24 protein-coding genes are annotated in these 18463 nt (G+C 42.2%); 11 read left to right on the top strand and 13 right to left on the bottom strand.

Going from position 1 to position 18463, the window contains the following annotated elements; genetic code table 11:
• Both MTN95_RS17980 and secG read right to left on the bottom strand, forming a co-directional pair.
• Positions 1 to 741, bottom strand: coding sequence for an alpha/beta hydrolase (locus MTN95_RS17980; RefSeq protein WP_044159124.1), 741 nt, complete (start codon positions 739 to 741; stop codon positions 1 to 3).
• A gap of 131 nt (positions 742 to 872) precedes the next feature.
• Positions 873 to 1103: a preprotein translocase subunit SecG gene (gene secG, locus MTN95_RS17975; RefSeq protein WP_003220028.1), complete on the bottom strand. Its 231-nt coding sequence runs from the start codon at positions 1101 to 1103 to the stop codon at positions 873 to 875.
• A gap of 152 nt (positions 1104 to 1255) precedes the next feature.
• Between secG and MTN95_RS17970 the strand changes: the two genes are divergently transcribed.
• The gene (locus tag MTN95_RS17970) at positions 1256 to 2020 is read left to right on the top strand and encodes an alpha/beta fold hydrolase (RefSeq protein WP_105953907.1); all 765 of its coding nucleotides are present in this window, start codon (positions 1256 to 1258) and stop codon (positions 2018 to 2020) included.
• Between the two features lie 43 nt (positions 2021 to 2063).
• On the opposite strand, the gene MTN95_RS17965 is transcribed toward MTN95_RS17970, so the two are convergent.
• Positions 2064 to 2297 carry a helix-turn-helix domain-containing protein gene (locus tag MTN95_RS17965; protein WP_024122859.1) on the bottom strand — a complete coding sequence of 78 codons (234 nt, stop codon included), beginning with the start codon at positions 2295 to 2297 and terminating at the stop codon, positions 2064 to 2066.
• A gap of 151 nt (positions 2298 to 2448) precedes the next feature.
• Between MTN95_RS17965 and rghR the strand changes: the two genes are divergently transcribed.
• The 4 genes from rghR to MTN95_RS17945 all read left to right on the top strand — a co-directional run bounded on the left by rghR (position 2449) and on the right by MTN95_RS17945 (position 5550).
• Positions 2449 to 2856 (top strand): transcriptional repressor RghR, encoded by a 408-nt coding sequence (gene rghR, locus MTN95_RS17960; protein WP_105953908.1) that lies wholly within the window; start codon positions 2449 to 2451, stop codon positions 2854 to 2856.
• Between the two features lie 28 nt (positions 2857 to 2884).
• A complete protein-coding gene (locus MTN95_RS17955) occupies positions 2885 to 3304 on the top strand; it encodes a helix-turn-helix domain-containing protein (RefSeq protein WP_024122861.1) in 420 nt (139 codons plus the stop codon).
• 91 nt (positions 3305 to 3395) lie between these two features.
• The gene (gene catR / locus MTN95_RS17950) at positions 3396 to 3722 is read left to right on the top strand and encodes a catDE operon transcriptional regulator CatR (RefSeq protein ID WP_010331897.1); all 327 of its coding nucleotides are present in this window, start codon (positions 3396 to 3398) and stop codon (positions 3720 to 3722) included.
• Between the two features lie 127 nt (positions 3723 to 3849).
• Positions 3850 to 5550, top strand: a complete 1701-nt coding sequence (locus MTN95_RS17945; RefSeq protein ID WP_248339466.1) for a methyl-accepting chemotaxis protein — start codon at positions 3850 to 3852, stop codon at positions 5548 to 5550.
• Between the two features lie 45 nt (positions 5551 to 5595).
• Here MTN95_RS17945 and MTN95_RS17940 read toward each other — a convergent pair whose 3' ends face one another.
• Genes MTN95_RS17940 through opuBA form a run of 4 tightly spaced genes read right to left on the bottom strand, consistent with a single transcriptional unit; the run spans position 5596 to position 9037 of the window.
• Positions 5596 to 6276 carry an ABC transporter permease gene (locus tag MTN95_RS17940; RefSeq protein WP_248339464.1) on the bottom strand — a complete coding sequence of 227 codons (681 nt, stop codon included), beginning with the start codon at positions 6274 to 6276 and terminating at the stop codon, positions 5596 to 5598.
• A 15-nt stretch (positions 6277 to 6291) separates the two neighbouring features.
• On the bottom strand, positions 6292 to 7212 hold the full coding sequence (gene opuBC / locus MTN95_RS17935; RefSeq protein ID WP_105991553.1) for a choline ABC transporter substrate-binding lipoprotein OpuBC: 921 nt from the start codon (positions 7210 to 7212) through the stop codon (positions 6292 to 6294).
• Positions 7213 to 7223: 11 nt separating this feature from the next.
• A complete protein-coding gene (locus MTN95_RS17930; protein ID WP_105953912.1) occupies positions 7224 to 7877 on the bottom strand; it encodes an ABC transporter permease in 654 nt (217 codons plus the stop codon).
• 14 nt (positions 7878 to 7891) lie between these two features.
• Positions 7892 to 9037: a betaine/proline/choline family ABC transporter ATP-binding protein gene (opuBA, locus tag MTN95_RS17925; RefSeq protein WP_248339458.1), complete on the bottom strand. Its 1146-nt coding sequence runs from the start codon at positions 9035 to 9037 to the stop codon at positions 7892 to 7894.
• Between the two features lie 284 nt (positions 9038 to 9321).
• Here opuBA and MTN95_RS17920 point away from each other — a divergent pair, with 284 nt between their 5' ends.
• From MTN95_RS17920 to sdpC, 4 genes are all read left to right on the top strand, one after another.
• Entirely contained in the window at positions 9322 to 9855 is a 534-nt protein-coding gene (locus MTN95_RS17920; RefSeq protein ID WP_105953914.1) for a GbsR/MarR family transcriptional regulator, read from the top strand.
• A gap of 214 nt (positions 9856 to 10069) precedes the next feature.
• A complete protein-coding gene (gene sdpA, locus MTN95_RS17915; RefSeq protein WP_049809963.1) occupies positions 10070 to 10549 on the top strand; it encodes a sporulation-delaying system protein SdpA in 480 nt (159 codons plus the stop codon).
• On the top strand, positions 10546 to 11517 hold the full coding sequence (gene sdpB, locus MTN95_RS17910) for a sporulation-delaying protein SdpB (protein ID WP_024122869.1): 972 nt from the start codon (positions 10546 to 10548) through the stop codon (positions 11515 to 11517). Before sdpA ends, sdpB begins: the two co-directional genes overlap by 4 nt.
• A 42-nt stretch (positions 11518 to 11559) precedes the next feature.
• Positions 11560 to 12174: a sporulation delaying protein SdpC gene (gene sdpC / locus MTN95_RS17905; RefSeq protein ID WP_105953915.1), complete on the top strand. Its 615-nt coding sequence runs from the start codon at positions 11560 to 11562 to the stop codon at positions 12172 to 12174.
• A 52-nt stretch (positions 12175 to 12226) separates the two neighbouring features.
• Here sdpC and MTN95_RS17900 read toward each other — a convergent pair whose 3' ends face one another.
• From MTN95_RS17900 to opuCA, 6 genes are all read right to left on the bottom strand, one after another.
• On the bottom strand, positions 12227 to 12844 hold the full coding sequence (locus tag MTN95_RS17900; RefSeq protein WP_024122871.1) for an SdpI family protein: 618 nt from the start codon (positions 12842 to 12844) through the stop codon (positions 12227 to 12229).
• Positions 12841 to 13113: a sporulation delaying system autorepressor SdpR gene (gene sdpR / locus MTN95_RS17895; protein ID WP_024122872.1), complete on the bottom strand. Its 273-nt coding sequence runs from the start codon at positions 13111 to 13113 to the stop codon at positions 12841 to 12843. Before sdpR ends, MTN95_RS17900 begins: the two co-directional genes overlap by 4 nt.
• A 219-nt stretch (positions 13114 to 13332) precedes the next feature.
• Entirely contained in the window at positions 13333 to 14022 is a 690-nt protein-coding gene (gene opuCD, locus MTN95_RS17890) for an ABC transporter permease (RefSeq protein WP_248339454.1), read from the bottom strand.
• A gap of 17 nt (positions 14023 to 14039) precedes the next feature.
• A complete protein-coding gene (opuCC, locus tag MTN95_RS17885; RefSeq protein ID WP_105954126.1) occupies positions 14040 to 14906 on the bottom strand; it encodes an osmoprotectant ABC transporter substrate-binding lipoprotein OpuCC in 867 nt (288 codons plus the stop codon).
• Between the two features lie 64 nt (positions 14907 to 14970).
• Positions 14971 to 15624 (bottom strand): glycine betaine/carnitine/choline/choline sulfate ABC transporter permease OpuCB, encoded by a 654-nt coding sequence (gene opuCB / locus MTN95_RS17880; RefSeq protein ID WP_024122875.1) that lies wholly within the window; start codon positions 15622 to 15624, stop codon positions 14971 to 14973.
• Positions 15625 to 15645: 21 nt separating this feature from the next.
• Positions 15646 to 16785, bottom strand: coding sequence for a betaine/proline/choline family ABC transporter ATP-binding protein (opuCA, locus tag MTN95_RS17875; protein ID WP_248339441.1), 1140 nt, complete (start codon positions 16783 to 16785; stop codon positions 15646 to 15648).
• Positions 16786 to 17048: 263 nt separating this feature from the next.
• On the opposite strand from opuCA, the gene opcR reads away from it, so the two are divergent.
• Together opcR and MTN95_RS17865 are read left to right on the top strand one after the other, a co-directional pair.
• Positions 17049 to 17606 carry a GbsR/MarR family transcriptional regulator gene (gene opcR / locus MTN95_RS17870; RefSeq protein WP_248339431.1) on the top strand — a complete coding sequence of 186 codons (558 nt, stop codon included), beginning with the start codon at positions 17049 to 17051 and terminating at the stop codon, positions 17604 to 17606.
• A 181-nt stretch (positions 17607 to 17787) separates the two neighbouring features.
• Complete coding sequence (locus MTN95_RS17865; protein ID WP_010331909.1) at positions 17788 to 18402, top strand: PH domain-containing protein; 615 nt, start codon at positions 17788 to 17790, stop codon at positions 18400 to 18402.
• The last annotated feature ends 61 nt before the right edge of the window (positions 18403 to 18463 follow it).

Genomic DNA, 18463 nt, shown 5'->3' with positions numbered 1-18463 from the left:
TTACCAATCCAGCTTCTCTAAAAATTCATACACATCCTGATGTACGATGTCCCGTTCCTTGTCCAGCGTGATAACATGGCCTGATTCCTCATACCATTTCAGCTGTTTATCGTCAGTTTCCACTTCATTGTAAATAATATTGGCACTTTCGGTATTAATCATGTGATCATGACGGGCTTGCACAACAAATGTCGGAGAATAGATCATATCGACATTCTTTCGCACATCGGCAATCAAGTCTTGCAGCGCCTTAAGGGTATTCATCGGCGTTTTTTCAAATTCCTTCATTTCCTCTTCTATTTGCTCCGGGCTTTTCCCCTCGAATTTTTTGTAATTGCGCGCGTAGGAAAGGACGCCCTGATACATGACCTCTTCGCTTTTAATATGCATTGGCGCGCACATTGGAACAATTCCCTTTATGGGTACAGTGTAACCCAATTTCAGCGAAAAAACCCCGCCAAGCGACAGTCCGCAGGCAGCAATGTCCTCATAGCCTTCAGATTTTAAATATTCATAGCCATCCATGACGTTTTTCCACCAGTCTTCAGGCCCCGTATGTACTAATTCTTCAGGCGGAACGCCGTGTCCTTCATATTGAGGCGCGTGGCACGTATAGCCCCGTTCATTCAAATAACGTCCCAGCATTCTCACATCTGCTGTATTCCCTGTAAAGCCGTGCAGCAAAAGCACCGCTTTGTCTCCGCCCTTAAATGTAAATGGTTTTGGTGTCACAACTTTCATGCTCATGTCTCCCTTTCTTTCTGCACGATCATTTTAGTTTTCCACAGTTTGATAAGAAAAAAACGCTCTGAATATCAGCCAGAAACGTGAAAAAGGCCTGACTTTACATCAGACCTTATACAAACATTGCCCTATAGGATATAAGCAAGCGCAATCGTCAACACGAAAAACAAGACTGCCAGCACAACCGTAATGCGGTGCAGAATCAAATCAAGACCTCTTGCTTTTTGTTTCCCGAAGAGCTGCTCCGCTCCGCCTGAAATCGCACCAGATAATCCGGCGCTTTTACTGGATTGAAGCAAAACGACAATAATAAGTGCAATACTGACGATAACCAATAAGGTAATCAAAACCGCGTGCATCCCTTACACCTCCAGACTCACTGGCCTACATTACTTCTATTTTACATGAAAAGGTTTGGCATGTCACGCCGTATCAGACGCCAAAAGACCGGATAAGACATTTTGTTTTGGTTAGCCTATTCGTATGAATTGAGCGAAAAGGGAGAACAACAATGCCAATCATCAGCACAGTCAATAAGAAACATCTATATTATGAGGAATATGGACAGGGAATCCCTATCATTTTTATTCACCCGCCGGGCATGGGACGCAAGGTTTTTTATTATCAGCGCCTTCTGGCGGATCATTTCAGGGTGATATTTCCCGATTTAAGCGGACATGGCGACAGCGATCATGCAGACCAGCAAATCTCGATTTCCTATTACGCAAACGAGATCGTGCAATTTATGGATCGTTTGCACATTGATCAGGCTGCGGTATTCGGGTATTCCGCCGGCAGCTTAATCGCACAGCACATTGGCTTCACCCGGCCGGACAAAGTATCTCATTTGGTGTTGGCCGGCGCTTACCCCGCTGTTCATACCATGGCCGGTCAGCAGCTTCACAAAATGGGAATGTATCTTCTTGAAAAAAGTCCCGGCATGCTGATGAAAATTATCGCCAGCAGCCATACGAAAAACAGACAGCTCCGAAATCTATTAACGAATCATATGAAAAAAGCTGACCTCGGCCATTGGTATCAATATTATCGGGATTCGCTCCGCTACAGCTGCCTTGAACAATTGCCCCGTTTTAACATGCCGATGCTGTTTATGTATGGCGGCCTGCGCGACTGGACCTTTACACATGCAGGCTATTACCGGAAAGCATGCAGCCACGCTGAATTTTTCAGGCTGGAATACCAAGGCCATCAGCTGCCGACAAAACAATGGAAAACATGCAATGAACTTGTGACGGGTTTTGTTTTGACACATTGATGATAAGGCTTAGAAGACGCTTGGTTCCCCAGGCGCTCTTACATCATTGACTTTTGTCAACAAAATCATAGTAAAAAAGATCCTCAAACTTCAAGTCAAAATAGTGAAGCATTTTTCCGATCACAAGCTGCCCCGGCCGTCTTTCTCCATTCAGCACACGGCTCAGTGTGGCGGGTGAGACTCCGATTTCCAGCGCAAGCTGATTGAGGGAATAATCGTTATTGACCATATACTGCAATACATAATCACGTCTAATCTGTATCTTTTCTACTGGCACTTTCCTCACCTTCCGTTCATGAAAAAACTTTTTCTATACATTTACATTACGGCGTATGTTAACTTTTGTCAATACATTTCCAGCCTACCTATTCCCTTTAGTCAATAAACATACTAAAATATGAGTAACAGTGAGGGACGGGGTGAGACATATGGAAAGCTTCGGCGAACAATTACGGGCATTGCGTGAGGAGAGAAATCTGACAGTCAACCAGCTGGCGACTTATTCCGGTGTAAGCGCGGCCGGCATCTCCAGAATTGAAAACGGCAAACGCGGCGTTCCTAAACCTGCCACCATCAAAAAATTGGCGGAGGCCTTAAAAATTCCTTATGAAGGGCTTATGTATAAAGCGGGATATATCGAAGAGATTCATGAAGCCAGAGCGCCTTATGAAACGAAGTGCCAGCTGCTTGAAAAGGCGGAGGCTTATGACCTGAAAAATCTTGCCCTTCTTGAGAGTGAAAAATGGCAGTATCTCAACAAAGAGGATTTGCTCATGCTGGATCATTATTTCTCTTTTATTTCAGACGAAGCAAAAAAACGATCTGCTGATCAATAACTCTTTCCAGAAATGCGAGGCGATCATCATGTCAACATTCGGACAGGAATTAAGGGCGCTGCGCCGCGCCCGCAAACTGACAGTGAATCAGCTTGCGGTGTACTCGGGCATCAGCTCAGCGACCATTTCAAAAATAGAAAACGGCAAGCGCGGCACACCAAAGCCCGCGACCATAAAAAAGCTTGCAGCGGTGCTGAAAATACCTCACGAAAACCTGATGGCAGCCGCAGGGCACATTACCGCTTTTCCTGAAGAAATTCGAGAGGCTTCGGAAAGCTATCAATCTATTTATGCGATTTATCAGACGGCTGTCACTCGAGGAACGGAGAACCTGTCTCTTTTTAACAGCGAAAAATGGCGGCATCTCTCCAAGCAGGATATTGAAAATCTCAGCAAATACTTCGATTTTTTAGCTTCCGAAGCGAAAAAACGCTCCTCTTCCACGTAATCCTCTGCATCTCTTTCCGCATTTTATCAATCACGCATGCATACGTTCCCTCGTTATTTGCGTTATAATAATGACAGACGAGGTGAAAAGTATGAACCAATCAGAAATGTGTCCTAGATTTGAAAAAGCAGTCGACATCTTGAGCAAACGCTGGGTTGCTTTAATCGTTTTTCAGCTGTTGAATGGTCAGCAGCGATTTAGCGAAATAGAAGCAGCACTTCCAAATCTAAGCGGCAGAGTTCTGTCAGAAAGGCTGAAAGAACTTGAGCTTGAAGGAGTGGTTAAGCGGGACGTCATCCCCGAAACTCCGGTTCGCATCGAATATTCATTAACCGACAAAGGAATGGCGTTAGCGCCCATTCTGGGTGAAATCTCCAAATGGGCTACTGAATGGATTGACCCTTCCTTTCATATGTAATTGCTAAAACGGTTCTATCTCCACGGAGAGAAGAGCCGTTTTTTATTTTTTATTTCCAGGTGAAAAAACAATTTCTCAGCCGATATATAGTACATCACATCACTTTTTTTAAAAGGAGAACACTTAAATGCGACTGACGATTTCCCGCAAATTCAGCCTGGTATTTTTGACACTGATCCTCATCAATCTGCTTATAGGCGGAATAGGCGCTTTCAATATGCAGCACATCATCAAAAAGACAGATGAAATCAATGCAAAATGGATAGACGGCATTAAAGAAATTACATCTATTAATTATTTGACAGAGCACCTTTCCTCTAAGGAAAAGGATTTCCTGATTTATACAGACAAAGATAAAATGGATACGCTGGACCAAGATATGAACCAGATCCTTAAGGATATCAATGAAAAGCTTGATAACTACGAAAAGACAATCTCTAATGACAAAGAACGCAGCATTTTCGAACAGCTCAAGACTGAAGTCAACTCATATACGAATATTCATAACCAGATTTTAGAGAGCGGACGCACGAATGATATAGATAAAGCAAGGGGGTTATTGGTACAGACTGAAGCAAGCTTTGAGGATATGAAAAAATCAATCACTGAACTTGTTGATTTTAATAAAGAAGGCAGCAACACGGCGGTGAAAGAAACCAAGGACGTTTATCATAAAGGTCTCATTTACACGGCTTTGCTTCTGGCAGCCTCCATCGCCATCAGCATATGTATTTGGCTTTATATCAATCGCAGCATTGTAAAACCGATTATTCGAATGAAGTCATCTGCGAATGAGATCGCCGAAGGCAATCTGTCAAATGACATAGAGCCGCTGGCCTCAAAAGACGAGCTCGGCGATCTGAACGAAGCGCTTCAGAAAATGGTAGGGAATTTAAGAGATATCGTCGGCTATTCAAAAGAAATTTCCACCCGCGTGCTTTCTTCATCACAGGTTCTGACCACTGCAACGAATGAAACAAGAACCGGCAGCAGACATATTACCGAAACGATGAACGAAATGGCTGAAGGCTCCGAGCAGCAGGCGCAAGACGCTGTGACGATTGCCGAATCAATGAACGAATTTACAGAAAGCATTGATAAAGCCTACAATCACGGCATGACGATCAGCGATACGTCTCAAAACGTTCTCCAACTCGCCGTAAACGGAAACGAAAATATGGATACGTCAGTGCAGCAAATGAAAACAATCCATCATATCGTTCAGGAAGCCGTTCATAAAGTGAGATCGCTGGAACAGCATTCACAGGACATCAACAAGCTTGTTCAGGTCATCAACGGCATTGCCGAGCAAACGAACTTATTGTCACTTAATGCCGCAATTGAGGCAGCCCGCGCAGGAGAAAGCGGCAAAGGCTTCGCCGTTGTGGCTGAGGAGGTCCGAAAGCTCGCAGATGGCGTATCTGACTCCGTTCAGGATATCACTAAAATAGTTGGCGGCACACAGCAGGAAATCAACACTGTCATCCAGTACCTGGAAAGCAGCTTTACCGAAGTAGAAAAAGGTACTGAAAACCTGACTGACACCGGACAGGCCATGCAGAACATTAAGCAATCGGTCACCTATGTAGCGGAAAGCATTAAGGAAGTAACGGACGGATTAAAGCAGTTAACAAACCAATCGATCACAATTAACCAATCGATTGAAAATATCGCCTCCGTTTCTGAAGAATCCGCCGCCGGCATTGAAGAAACATTTTCCATTACCGAGCAATCCGCCCATTCAATGGATCAAGTGCTTCAAAATGCTGAGGAGCTTGAGCGTTTGGCGAAAGAACTTAATGAGAAAATGGATCAGTTTACAATTTAAATAAGAAAAAAGAGGCTGGAATCATCCAAGCCTCTTTTTTTGTTCTTATGCAGCTGTTTGAATACGTCTCACCCTGGTTCTTTTTTTCTTGACCGGATGTAACGCCCGCTCCACCCAAGCCATGAGCAAATCAGCCGCAACCGCCATCACCGCAGTCGGAATCGCGCCGGCTAGAATAATCGCCGTTCCGTTTGTGGCGTTTGACCCGCGGACGATCATATCCCCAAGGCCGCCGGCGCCGACAAATGTGCCGATTGCTGTAATGCCGATAGCGATGACGAGAGCCGTTCGAAGGCCTGCCATAATGACAGAAAGCGCGAGCGGGAGCTCAACCATCCGAAGAACTTGGAACTTCGTCATCCCCATCGCTTTACCTGATTCTAAGTATGCGTGTTCAATAGTGACAATGCCTGTGTACGTGTTTCGGATAATCGGCAGCAGGGAATACAGAAATAATGATAAAATCACTGTGTTTGCACCGAGCCCCATGACAAGCATCAGGACTGCCAGCATGGCGAGCGCCGGAATCGTCTGAATGACATTTGTTACGGCGAATACCCATCCTGACAAGCGGCGGAAATGCGCAATGAGGATTCCGACCGGAATCCCGACGACAGCAGCAAACAAGACGCCGTAAGCCGACATGAGAAAATGGCGGCCGAATTCTTCCATTACATAGCTGCCGTTCTGTGCATAATACGTCATTAACTGTTCAAGCACATTCATTGGTCAATCCCCCTTTCACGATTCGAAGTAGTGATGCTTTTGCAAATATTCCTTGGCAACGACAGACGGTTCTTTTAGGTTACCGTCGACTTCATAGTTAAGCTCCTGCATCGTGGCTGTATCGATTTTTCCGATCATTTTCTGAATGATGCATTCCAGTTCAGGATGTTCTTTAAGCACCTGTTCCGGAACAACAGGAGAGCAGTCGTACGGAGGGAAAAATTGTTTATCATCCTTTAGCATTTTGAGATCATAGGACTTGATTCTCCCGTCCGTGGAGTAAGCGAGGACAATGTCCATTTTTCCGCTTTTCACCGCGTCGTACACAAGCCCGATCTGCATCGGATACGTGCCGCCGAATGTCATGCCGTAGGTTTTCGTAAAATCCTGATAGCCGTTCCCTTTCAGCTTCATCCAATAATTGTCGACGCCCAGCTTTAATTGCGGCGACCATTTTTTGACGTCTGATACGTTTTCTAAATGATATTGGTCCGCAAGCTTCTTGCTGACGGTAAAGGCATACGTATTATCAAACCCGTAGGAGTCATACCATTTTAAATCGTATCTTTTTTTAAACTCCTGCTGTGTCAGCGCCAGCGCTTTGTCCGGATCTTTTTCAGGTTTCATCCTCAGCGTGCCTGTCAGTGCGTCACCTGTATATCTTGTGGCCGCAATATCGATTTCTCCGTTTATTAAGGCCTGCTGCTGCACCGCGTTGGAGCCGAGATTTTTAATGGTTGTTGTCTTTAGATCCGTATGGTGTTCGATCAGCTGGCCAAGCATGCTTGCGATGATTTCTGATTCACTCATGCTTTGCGCGCCGATTTTAATGGTCTGGTCTGAAGCGGCGCTGAGCCCGGGAAGCGAACAGCCGCTTAGCATCAGCATTACTGCGAGCGTGAAACCGCACAGCCATTTAAGATGTTTTCTTTTCATGAGCAGCCTCCTTATGAAACTTCCTTCATTCCCTGCAGTCCGGCAGGCGTGATTTTTCGTTCTGTCAACGCCAGTACATAATCAATGACAATCGCCAATATCGTGACGGGAACCGCTCCTCCGATGATATATTCCGGCTGATATAAATTCAGGCCGATGAAAATGTAATCACCCAATCCGCCGCCTCCGATAAAGGATGCAAGCGTCGCCCAGCCGATTAAATAAATCGTGGATGTTCTGATCCCCGCCATGATGACGGGCGCGGCAAGCGGCAGTTCCACGAGGCGGATTTGTTCAGCGGCCGTCATCCCGATGCCTTTTCCTGATTCAAGCAGATTTTTGTTAACGCCGCGAATCCCGGTATACGTGTTGCGCAGGATCGGCAAAACGGAATAGAAAAACAAGGCCACAATAGCCGGAACTTTTCCGACTCCCAAGAGCGGGATAAAGAAAGCGAGGATTGCCAGACTGGGCAGCGTCTGAATGATATTCACAATGCCGATAATGGTGCCGGCTCCTTTTTTCATTCTGGTAAGCACAATCCCAAGAGGCACAGCGGCAGCAACGCCTAAAATGACGGCGATGAGAGAAATGGTGATATGCTCATATGTTTTGTAAAGCAGCTCGCCTCCGTTGGTTTGCAAAAATTCAATGATATGATCCATGTCTGACAACCTCCCTATGACAATACTGCGATCTGTTTTTCTTCTCCCCAGATGGACTCATACACAATGTCAACCAGGCTCGCTCTCGTCACAATTCCTATTAAACGGCGGTCTTCATCTAGAACCGGCACGTACTTTACACCCCGTTTTAAAATTTTGTGTACTGTATCCCGCAGCAGTGTTGCGCCCAAGACGGTGTAGATGTCTTGATGCAGGACCTCGCCTACGAGCTCGGCTTTCTTCCGGCATTGATCAATGATTTCCACATCTACATAGCCTAGAAGAACATGGCTGTCATCTACAACCAGCAGCGAGTCGACACGCTCCTGCCTCATCAGCTGGATCGCTTCAGAGAGCGTTTTATCCGCCGTAATGGTCACCGGGTGTGTACTCATAATTTGATCAACCCGCTCAACATCAGGACTTGATGACTGAATCAGGCGCTCCTTGCCGATAAATTCCTCAACAAATTCGTTTGCCGGATTTCTCAGAATATCATCAGGCGTTCCGATCTGCACAATCTCTCCGCCTTTTAAAATGACGATCCGGTCTGCTAGCTTAATCGCTTCATCCATATCATGGGTAACAAATACGATGGTTTTATGTAAGGTTTTTTGCAGTTTTTTAAATTCTTCCTGAAGGGAATCCCTCGTAATCGGGTCAAGCGCCCCAAACGGTTCATCCATTAAGATAAGCGGCGGTTCCGCGGCAAGTGCCCGTAATACACCTATTCGCTGCTGCTGTCCCCCGCTTAATTCATGAGGATAACGGTCTAAATATCCAGGTCCCATATCGACCAATTTTAAAAGCTCACGCGCACGTTCTTTCCGCTGCTGCTCCGGCCATTTCAGCAGCTTAGGCACAAGTGAAATGTTCTGCTGAATGGTCATATGAGGGAACAGTCCGATCTGCTGAATGACATAGCCGATCTTACGCCTGAGTTCTACCGGATCCTGTTCCATGATGTTCTCGCCGTCAATAAAAATCTGACCGGCTGACGGCTCAATTAATCGGTTAATCATTTTCATCGTTGTCGTTTTTCCGCAGCCGCTTGGACCGATAAAACAAATAAATTCGCCTTTTTCAATTTCCAGATTCACGCTGTTCACAGCTTTTTTGCCGCCTTTATATGTTTTCGAGACATTTTTTAATGTCAGCAAACATCGCACCTCCAAAATTAAATTCATTCAATTCGTTCAGTTCATATTTAATTTTTCAGACAATTGAATGCTTCCCATTATAGAATAAAGTTTATAAAATAAAAAGTTTACAATTTGTTCATATTATTTATAAAGTATGTGTAAACTCTGATTTACCCGTATTGACCGGTAATGATCTCCTTATTGCTCCAATTTCCTGCCAAATTCTATGATTACAGCATTTCCGCCGCATCAAAAATGTGGTATATTGACATCGGAATTGTTAGCTGAAAGGATTGAAACTGTTGGAGAAAGATCCGTTAACGATAATTGAACAGACTGAAGACCACCTCATAGAAAGAATCGCGGAAAACATGCATGCATTTGGAATGCCCTCTACCGTTGGACGTGTGCTGGGCATTATTTATATGAATCGCAAGCCGATGACGCTGACGGAATTATCAGAAGCGACCGGCATGAGCAAAACGCGAATGAGTCAGGTCGTGCGGGACATGCTCGATGCCAACATCGCCGAGAAGGTGTTCGAAAAGGGCGTGCGAAAAGACTTATACGATGTTGAAGAGGATTACTACCAAACCTTTATCACACTGTTTACAGCCACTTGGAGCAAAGTCGTCAGCAAGAATAAAATGATGCATAAAAAACTCAACCGGGAGCTGCTCAGTATCTTGGATGAAGAGCTTTCTCCTGAAGCGGAAGAAAAGGTGAATGAGCTGTTGAAGGAATTAAAGGATTGGCTCGACTATTACAATTGGCTCGGCCGTCTGATTGAGTTTTTTGAGAGTGAAGAGATTTTTAAATATGTGCCGAAACCGTAAAGAAGTTCCCAAAATTGATATTGGGAACTTTACGTACAATCCAAATTTTAAATATCAAATTTTTCCCACAAAACAAAACCAAATATAATTTACAATATTTTGTTTATTATCCATTTTATGTTGATTATTCTTACTAGTTATTATATAATCTTTTTGAAATGATTAGATTGGCTTAAAGGAGGTAACCCAAATCAAAAAAAGAGCAATTATAACTATAACAACTATATGTTTCCTTTCATTTTCTTCCTATTACTTTAGTAATATCTCACCTCAGAATCCACTGTTTAAAAAAAATTTTTTGCAACAATTGTCTCCCCAAGGCTTTGGCTTTTATAGTAAAAGCCCTACTGAAGAAAACATTTCGTTTCACACAAAAGAAAATTTAAAGTTACCTAATGCACTTCCTAATAATTTTTTCGGGATAAAAAGAGAAGGAAGAGTTCAGGCAATAGAATTAGGCAAAATTGTTGAGAATATCGAACCAAAGAATTGGAAAACATGTGAAAACAACACTTCCTGCACAAATTTAGAAAGACAAATGAAGCCTATTGAAGTAAAAAAAAGCAAGGACTATACACATCTTAGCAAAGGAGAGTACCTTATATACCGACAAAAGCCACTCTCATGGTATTGGATAGATTTTAAACAAACTACCTCTTTTGAAAGAAAGGTGCTAAAAGTAAAAATAATATGAAAATATTAAATAGTTTCGAAGGTTATATTGACACCTATAATCCATGGAAAAATACATATGCACTTTCTAGAAGTTTACTTGGTTTCTCAACATTACTAGTTTTAGTATTTAATAGTGCTGATATTTTATTTAGTTATAGTGCAAATAATGTCACGTGTGAAAATGTCTATATTCCCACTGCCTTTTGTTTTGCTAACAAATATAGCATCAGTTTTGAGGTTATAAGATACTTAATGATTTTTATATTAGCTTTAGTGGTTATAGGATGGAGGCCTAGATTTACCGGTTTTTTCCACTGGTATATTTGCTATAGCATTCAAACTTCAGCTTTAACTATTGATGGCGGTGAACAAATTGCAACTGTTCTTTCATTTCTTTTATTTCCTGTTACATTATTAGATTCAAGGCAAAATCATTGGAAAATAATAGATATCAATTATGAATCTTTCACAAAGAAGATAGTATTATTTTATTTAGTGACAATAATTAAAATTCAAGTTTTTGTAATCTATTTAAATGCAGCTTTAGAGCGCTTGAAAAATAAAGAGTGGGCTGAAGGGACAGCAATTTATTATTTCTTTTCTGATCCTGTTTTTGGATTGCCTGATTATCAACTTAATTTATTGAATCCACTGCTTGAAAGCAACTATATTGTTGTCATCACTTGGTTAGTAACTATTTTTGAGCTGTTCTTAGCAGCAAGTATAGTTTCTAATATCAGAATAAAAAAAATTGCATTAATATTAGGAATAATATTTCACATAGGGATAATAATCAGCATCGGTATTGTAAGTTTCGGCTTAATCATGATATCTGCATTAATTATATATCTACATCCTATACAACAAAATATCAATTTGAATTGGTGTTCTCCTTTATTTAAATATATATCCGTAAAAGGAAAAAGGAATTTCAAAAGATTAGGAGGTGAATCAGTCAAGTTCCTTACAAAATTGTTTCATAACTAATATTTAGATAATGGAGAAATAACTTAATGGAGGTATAATAATTTGAAAAGTAAATTACTTAGGCTATTGATTGTTTCCATGGTGACGATATTGGTTTTTTCATTAGTAGGATTCTCTAAGGAGTCAAGTACATCTGCTAAAGAAAACAATACATTTTCTGGAGAAGATTACTTTAGAGGACTTTTATTTGGCCAAGGAGAGGTTGGTAAATTAATTTCTAGCGATTTGGACCCTAAACTCGTAAAAGAGGCGAATAGTACAGAAGGTAAAAAATTAGTGAATGATGTAGTCAAATTTATAAAAAAAGATCAACCACAATATCTGGATGAATTGAAACAATCGATTGACAGTAAAGACCCTAAAAAACTCATTGATAATATGAATAAAGCAGATCAACTTATCCAAAAATATGCCAAGAAAAATCAAAACGTAAAATACTCTACCAATAAAGCAACTCCATCTTGCGGGCTTTATGCCGTCTGTGTAGCAGCTGGATATTTATATGTTGTAGGCGTTAACGCGGTAGCATTGCAAACCGCTGCCGCCGTAACAACTGCAGTTTGGAAATACGTTGCCAAATATTCCTCTTCAGCTTCTAATCATAATTCTGATCTAGAAGCTGCTGCTGCAAAAACCCTAAAATTGATTCATCAATAATCATTATAAAAAAAGTGTCTTGCGGGTTACTCCGCAAGACACTTTTTTAACGTTAACCGTTTAACTTTTTGTAATAAAGATAGGAAGCAGTCGTTGAAATAACTAATGCTAGCAACACTAACACAATCATAATCATAATAATATATTCCCCTGTAAAAAATGAAAGAATGGCTATGATAAAACCACACGCTACAAGTACTTTAGAGGCAAAGCGATTACCCAATTTCCAAACAGTCTCATCTTTTAATGTCCAAGGTGTCCTCAATCCGATAAGATGGTTTTGCTCTGCTAACTGCATGGAATTTCCACCAATAATTAAAAAGATACCAACAGCAAGCCCAATTATTAAATCAATATCCAGTTCGTATCCTAAACTTACTAAAAGGGTTGAGAGCTGTAAAATATATAAAAGGATTAACATATTATTAGAAGCTAGAAAAAGCAATGCTTTATTTTTTTGCGTTGACTTAATGGTTAACATATAAAAAGTAAGATAATAAATAAGCATAACAATAGGTATAATAAAAAGTGTTAGAGGTTTAGATATAAAGGCAGCCGGCTTATTTCCTGACCATTGTATCGGTATTTCTTCCGGAAGGTACTGATAAAATATAATTGAAGTCAAGAAACTCAAACAAACAATAATTATGGAAATTATATTTTTCTTCATAAATCGTTATCCCCTTTATTTATAAAGTTAAGCATCCAATTTATTGAGTCTTGAAGTACTGTGGTATTTAAAGAATAATAAATAAATTGCCCTTTACGGTGGTCAGCTATGACTTCCGCCTGTTTTAAAATATTCAAATGGTGAGAAATACTCGGTTTACTGATATTAAAATGTTCTGCAATATCTCCCGCAGTCATATCCCCTCCTTTTAACAAATCCAAAATTCTCCTCCTAGTTGGATCTGATATAGCTTTGAAAACATTATTCATAGCGTTTTCTCCTTTTCGAAAAACATTTAGACATTTAGATGTTTGTATAAATGTATTATTATTATAACTTGAAACTTTTCTCAAAACAACCTTAAAATTGGCAATAACCATCTGATATTTGAAGATTTTTTTTAAATACTTGTCTAACTTCAACGCTGGAAAGTATCGGTTAAAGGGACTAACACAGGTTGTTTACTAAAAAAACCACCCCTGTTTTATTTAAATAGAGATGGTTTTTCTTTCAGCTTTAATATAGTTTCTTTTTTTATTTTTAATCGGGCTTAACGCGCGTTCAAGCCAGCCCATGACCAAATCAGCTATCACCGCCATAAGGGCTGTCGGAATCGCGCCAGCTAATATAATCGCGGTCCCGTTTGTTGCGTTTGACCCCCTGACGATGATGTCTCCAAGGCCTCCGGCGCCGACAAATGTCCCGATGGCAGTAATGCCGATAGCAATGACGAGCGCGGTGCGGAGGCCGGCCATAATAACAGAAAGCGCCAGCGGAAGCTCGACCATCCGCAGCACTTGAAACTTTGTCATACCCATCGCTTTTCCTGATTCAAGATAGGCATGTTCAATGCTTACAATGCCTGTGTACGTATTTCTGATGATCGGCAGCAGTGAATAAAGAAATAACGATAAAATGACCGTATTCGCGCCAAGCCCCATCACTAGCATCAGCACGGCCAGCATGGCGAGCGCCGGCACCGTCTGGATCACGTTCGTGACGGCGAAAACCCAGCCGCTTAATGTTCTGTACCTGGCAATCAGGATGCCAAGCGGAATGCCGACGATGGCCGCAAACAAAACGCCGTACACCGACATCAGAAAATGGCGGGAAAACTCTTGCAGCACATAACTGCCGTTTTGCGAATAGTAAGTGCCAAGCTGCTGTAATACTTCCATTTGGTCTGCCTCTTTTCTTAGTCAAAATAATGATGTTTCTCTAAAAATTCCTTTGCCACAACAGACGGCTCCTTCAGTTTGCCATCCACTTCGTAGTTGAGCTCCTGCATGGTTTCCGTGTCAATCTTCCCGATCAGTTTATCAATAATGCCTTCAAGCTCCGGATGTTCCTTAAGCACCTTTTCCGGAATCACCGGCGAACAGTCATACGGCGGGAAAAATTGTTTATCGTCTTCTAGGATTTTCAGATCATACGCCTTAATCCGGCCGTCTGTGGAATAAGCAAGAACAGCGTCCATTTTCTCGTTTTTGACTGCGTCATAAACAAGTCCGATTTGCATCGGATAGGTTGTTCCGAACTCAAATCCATACGTGCTGACAAAACCTTTATATCCGTCACCCTTCCGTTTCAGCCAGGCATTGTCGACCCCCAGCTTATATTCAGAAGCGTTTTTCTTCAGATCAGACACGGTGTTTACATGCTCCTTTTCCGCAAACTTTTTTGTTACGGTAAAGGCATATGTGTTATCAAACCCGTAAGAATCAAACCATTTATATTTAAAACGTTTGTCAAATTCTTTCTGTACAATGTTCAGCGCTTTTTCCGGATTCTTCTCCGCCTCCATTCCGAGGGTGCTCGTTAAATCCGTGCCAGAATAGCGTGTGGCGGATATGTCAATGTCACCGCCGAGCATCGCCTGGTGCTGAACATAGTTTGATCCGAGATTTTTGACTAAAGCCGTATTTAAATCCGTATCGTGTTCAATGAGCTGCGCAATCATATTCGCTAAAATTTCTGATTCTGTTATGCTTTGCGCCCCGACCTTGATCGTATCTTGTGAGGCGCCGCCAAGTCCCGGCAGAGAACAGCCGCTCAGCAGCATGACAAAGGCGAAAGCGAGCGCGCCGATCCATCTGGTTTTTTTCGTTTTCAATACAGCCAACTCCTTAAGAAACTTCCTTCATCCCTTGCAATCCCTTCGGTGTCACTTTTCGTTCCGTCACGGCTAGCAAATAATCAATGATAATGGCTAAGATTGTAACCGGCACAGCACCGCCAATGATGTATTCAGGCTGATACAGGTTCAGTCCGATAAAAATGTAATCACCGAGACCGCCGCCGCCAATAAATGAGGCAAGGGTCGCCCAGCCGATTAAATAGATCGTGGATGTGCGGATGCCTGCCATAATAATCGGAATCGCCAGCGGAATCTCGACGAGCCGGATCTGCTCCCAGCCGGTCATTCCAATCCCTTTTCCTGATTCAAGCAGATTTTTGTTTACACCTTTAATGCCTGTATACGTATTGCGCAGAATCGGAAGCACCGAATAGAAAAATAAAGCGACGATCGCCGGCACTTTTCCCACACCGAGAAGCGGGATAAAAAATGCCAGAATCGCCAGACTCGGCAAGGTTTGCACAATGTTGACGGCACCTATAACCGCGCCTGCGCCTTTTTTCATTCTGGTCAGCAGAACGCCGAGCGGCACCGCAACGATAATACCCAATACAACAGCAATGAGAGAAATGTATAAATGTTCACCTGTTTTATACAGCAGCTCTCCGCCGTTCGTCTGTAAAAAAGTCATCATTTGATTCATGTGTAAGAGCTCCTCCCCTGATCAGATCGTCATTAGCTGGTTTTCCTCGCCCCATATGGAATCGTATACGATGTCCACAAGGCTTGCTCTTGTCACAATCCCTGCTAAATGGTGCTCTTCATCAACAACCGGAACATACTTAATTCCTTGCTTCAAGATTTTCCGGACGGTATCGCGGAGAAGGGCTCCTTTTTGCACGGTATACATATCCGAGCGGTACACATCACCAACAACGCTCGCTTTTTTGCGGTTTTGATCAATGATTTCAACATCTACGTATCCCTTCAGCACATTTTGCTCATCTACAACAAGCAACGAGTCGACGCGTTTTTCTCTCATCAGCTGAATGGCCTGAGAAAGCGTTTTGTCCGCTGTAACCGTGACAGGCATTCTGTTCATCATCTGCTCAACCAGCTCAATTTCAGGCCTTGTCTGGATCAGGCGCTCTTTCCCGATAAATTCTTCTACAAATTCATTTGCCGGATTTCTGAGAATCTCATCAGGTGTGCCGACCTGAACGATTTCACCCGCTTTTAAAATCACAATCCGGTCAGCTAGCTTAATGGCTTCGTCCATGTCGTGGGTCACAAACACAATGGTTTTATTTAATGTTCTCTGCAGTTTTTTAAATTCTTCCTGAAGGGAATCCCGCGTGATCGGGTCAAGCGCTCCGAACGGTTCATCCATTAAAATGAGAGGGGGTTCCGCAGCCAGTGCGCGCAGCACGCCAATTCTTTGCTGCTGTCCGCCGCTGAGCTCGTGGGGATATCGGTCTAAATATTCAGGGCCCATATCAACAAGCTTTAACAGCTCTCTCGCCCGTTCTTTCCGTTTTTCTTCAGGCCATTTCAGCAGCTTCGGAACGAGTGAAATGTTCTGCTGAATGGTCATGTGGGGAAACAAACCGATCTGCTGAATCACATAGCCGATTTTTCTCCGCAGTTCAACCGGGTCCTGTTCCATTATGTTTTCTCCGTCGATAAAGATCTTTCCTGACGACGGTTCTATCAGTCGATTAATCATCTTCATCGTCGTCGTTTTTCCGCAGCCGCTCGGGCCGATAAAACAGATAAATTCGCCCTTGGCAATATCTAAATCAATGCTGTTCACAGCTTTTTTGCCGCCTTTATATACTTTTGACACTTGTTCTAATTTCAGCAATCCGTGCACCTCCGCAGGTTTCCGTTAATTTTTCTGAAAAGTATAATCTTTATTATAATTTGAACTTTGTAAAATAAAAAGTTTACAATATGTTGAAATTATATGTTATTTACAGATTATTTATTGTTATGACTCAGGCAGAGAGGGTGTTCTTACAATTACGCCGGATACCTCTCGCTTCCTCCGCATACAGCTGTTTTCAACAACTGGCAGAAATATGATATATTGACACCATCAATTGCCATTTGAAGGGATGATCAGCTGTGGAAAAAACTGCTCTCGACATCATTGAACATGCTGAAGAGCATCTCATCGAGAAGATTGCCGAAAACATGCATACGTTTGGAATGCCTTCTACTGTCGGGCGTGTGCTCGGGATTATTTATATGAATCGAAAACCGATGACATTAAGCGAGCTGTCAGAATCAACAGGCATGAGCAAAACACGGATGAGCCAGGTCGTCCGTGAAATGATTGATGCCAACATTGCCGAAAAGGTGTTTGAAAAAGGCGTAAGAAAAGATCTTTACGACGTAGAGCAGGATTATTATCAAACCTTCATATCTTTATTTGCGGTGAACTGGACAAAGGTCGTGAGCAAAAACAAAGTGCTGTACAAAAAATTAAACCGGGAGCTGACGGATCTTTTACAAAGGGACGAGCTTCCCCGAGAAGCCGAAGAGAAAGTCAATCAGCTGCTGAATGAATTAAGAGAATGGCTTCATTACTATGATTGGCTGAGCCGCTTAATTGAGTTTTTTGAGAGTGAAGAAGTATTTGAATACGTGCCGAAAACAGCTGAAAGCAGCTCCCTGAAGTAAGGGAACTGCTTTTCTACATGATGAGATGAATATTGGAAACATCATATATGAGAACATCGTATACTTCCTCCATGTGACATTGGCCTTACCAAGAGGCTGATTCTTCGCAAACGTTTATAGCCGTTCGGAAACGCCGCGTGCTACAATGAAGTGACTATGTAAATAGGAAGGATGTATCTATATGTTCAAGAAAATTGCAGCAGATGCACTCGGATTATCAGATATCGGAAAAATTATCGAACCTCAGGATTATGACAAAACAGATGCTGATGACTATGTCATGCATGAAGACAACGAAAAAATTTATTTCCTGATTAAAACAAAAGCCGATGAATATTGCTTCACGAATCTGGCGCTGATTCATGTTGACGGCGAACGTGCCACTTCCTCCAAACGAACGCTGAAACGCTATCCTTATTCCCAATATAAAATCTCTGATGTTTTTCTGGAAACCGCCGGGAAAGTCGATTTGGATGTTGAAATCAAGTTCAAGCTGGGCTCTGAACAATTTGACATCGATGTGCATAAAGAGCAAATTGAAAAGCTGAAAGATTTGTATAAAGCCCTTCTCCGTATCTCTGAAACGATCTATGAAAATGACATTTTGATCAATCAGGCTGAACAAAGTCTGGAACGAGCAGTCACCATCCTTCAGCATACCCGCCCTGAGCACGTCAATATTGAAACACAATATAAAGAGCTGACCGAATTCGGATTTACATGGGTCACTTCCGTCCGCTCGCAGTACCATATTAAAGATTTCGGTGACGTATTTGAAAAATATATTAATAACTAGAAAAAAGACACGAGTTCGCATCTGGCAGCTCGTGTCTTTTTTCTGATATATAATCTTGGAG

The organism is Bacillus sp. 2CMS4F (assembly GCF_023161785.1).
In the GTDB taxonomy this organism is placed as follows: Bacteria; Bacillota; Bacilli; order Bacillales; family Bacillaceae; genus Bacillus; species Bacillus halotolerans.
This window is presented reverse-complemented; position numbering and strand designations above follow the sequence as displayed.

Excerpts from the sequence above, each read along its gene's own strand:
- MTN95_RS17980 (WP_044159124.1), bottom strand. The coding sequence starts at position 741 with ATGAAAGTTGTGACACCAAAACCATTTACATTTAAGGGCGGAGACAAA.
- secG (WP_003220028.1), bottom strand. The coding sequence starts at position 1,103 with ATGCACGCGGTTTTGATTACCTTATTGGTTATCGTCAGTATTGCACTT.
- MTN95_RS17970 (WP_105953907.1), top strand. The coding sequence starts at position 1,256 with ATGCCAATCATCAGCACAGTCAATAAGAAACATCTATATTATGAGGAA.
- rghR (WP_105953908.1), top strand. The coding sequence starts at position 2,449 with ATGGAAAGCTTCGGCGAACAATTACGGGCATTGCGTGAGGAGAGAAAT.
- MTN95_RS17955 (WP_024122861.1), top strand. The coding sequence starts at position 2,885 with ATGTCAACATTCGGACAGGAATTAAGGGCGCTGCGCCGCGCCCGCAAA.
- catR (WP_010331897.1), top strand. The coding sequence starts at position 3,396 with ATGAACCAATCAGAAATGTGTCCTAGATTTGAAAAAGCAGTCGACATC.
- MTN95_RS17945 (WP_248339466.1), top strand. The coding sequence starts at position 3,850 with ATGCGACTGACGATTTCCCGCAAATTCAGCCTGGTATTTTTGACACTG.
- MTN95_RS17940 (WP_248339464.1), bottom strand. The coding sequence starts at position 6,276 with ATGAATGTGCTTGAACAGTTAATGACGTATTATGCACAGAACGGCAGC.
- opuBC (WP_105991553.1), bottom strand. The coding sequence starts at position 7,212 with ATGAAAAGAAAACATCTTAAATGGCTGTGCGGTTTCACGCTCGCAGTA.
- MTN95_RS17930 (WP_105953912.1), bottom strand. The coding sequence starts at position 7,877 with ATGGATCATATCATTGAATTTTTGCAAACCAACGGAGGCGAGCTGCTT.
- sdpB (WP_024122869.1), top strand. The coding sequence starts at position 10,546 with ATGAAAATATTAAATAGTTTCGAAGGTTATATTGACACCTATAATCCA.
- MTN95_RS17900 (WP_024122871.1), bottom strand. The coding sequence starts at position 12,844 with ATGAAGAAAAATATAATTTCCATAATTATTGTTTGTTTGAGTTTCTTG.
- sdpR (WP_024122872.1), bottom strand. The coding sequence starts at position 13,113 with ATGAATAATGTTTTCAAAGCTATATCAGATCCAACTAGGAGGAGAATT.
- opuCD (WP_248339454.1), bottom strand. The coding sequence starts at position 14,022 with ATGGAAGTATTACAGCAGCTTGGCACTTACTATTCGCAAAACGGCAGT.
- opuCC (WP_105954126.1), bottom strand. The coding sequence starts at position 14,906 with ATGCTGCTGAGCGGCTGTTCTCTGCCGGGACTTGGCGGCGCCTCACAA.
- opuCB (WP_024122875.1), bottom strand. The coding sequence starts at position 15,624 with ATGAATCAAATGATGACTTTTTTACAGACGAACGGCGGAGAGCTGCTG.
- MTN95_RS17865 (WP_010331909.1), top strand. The coding sequence starts at position 17,788 with ATGTTCAAGAAAATTGCAGCAGATGCACTCGGATTATCAGATATCGGA.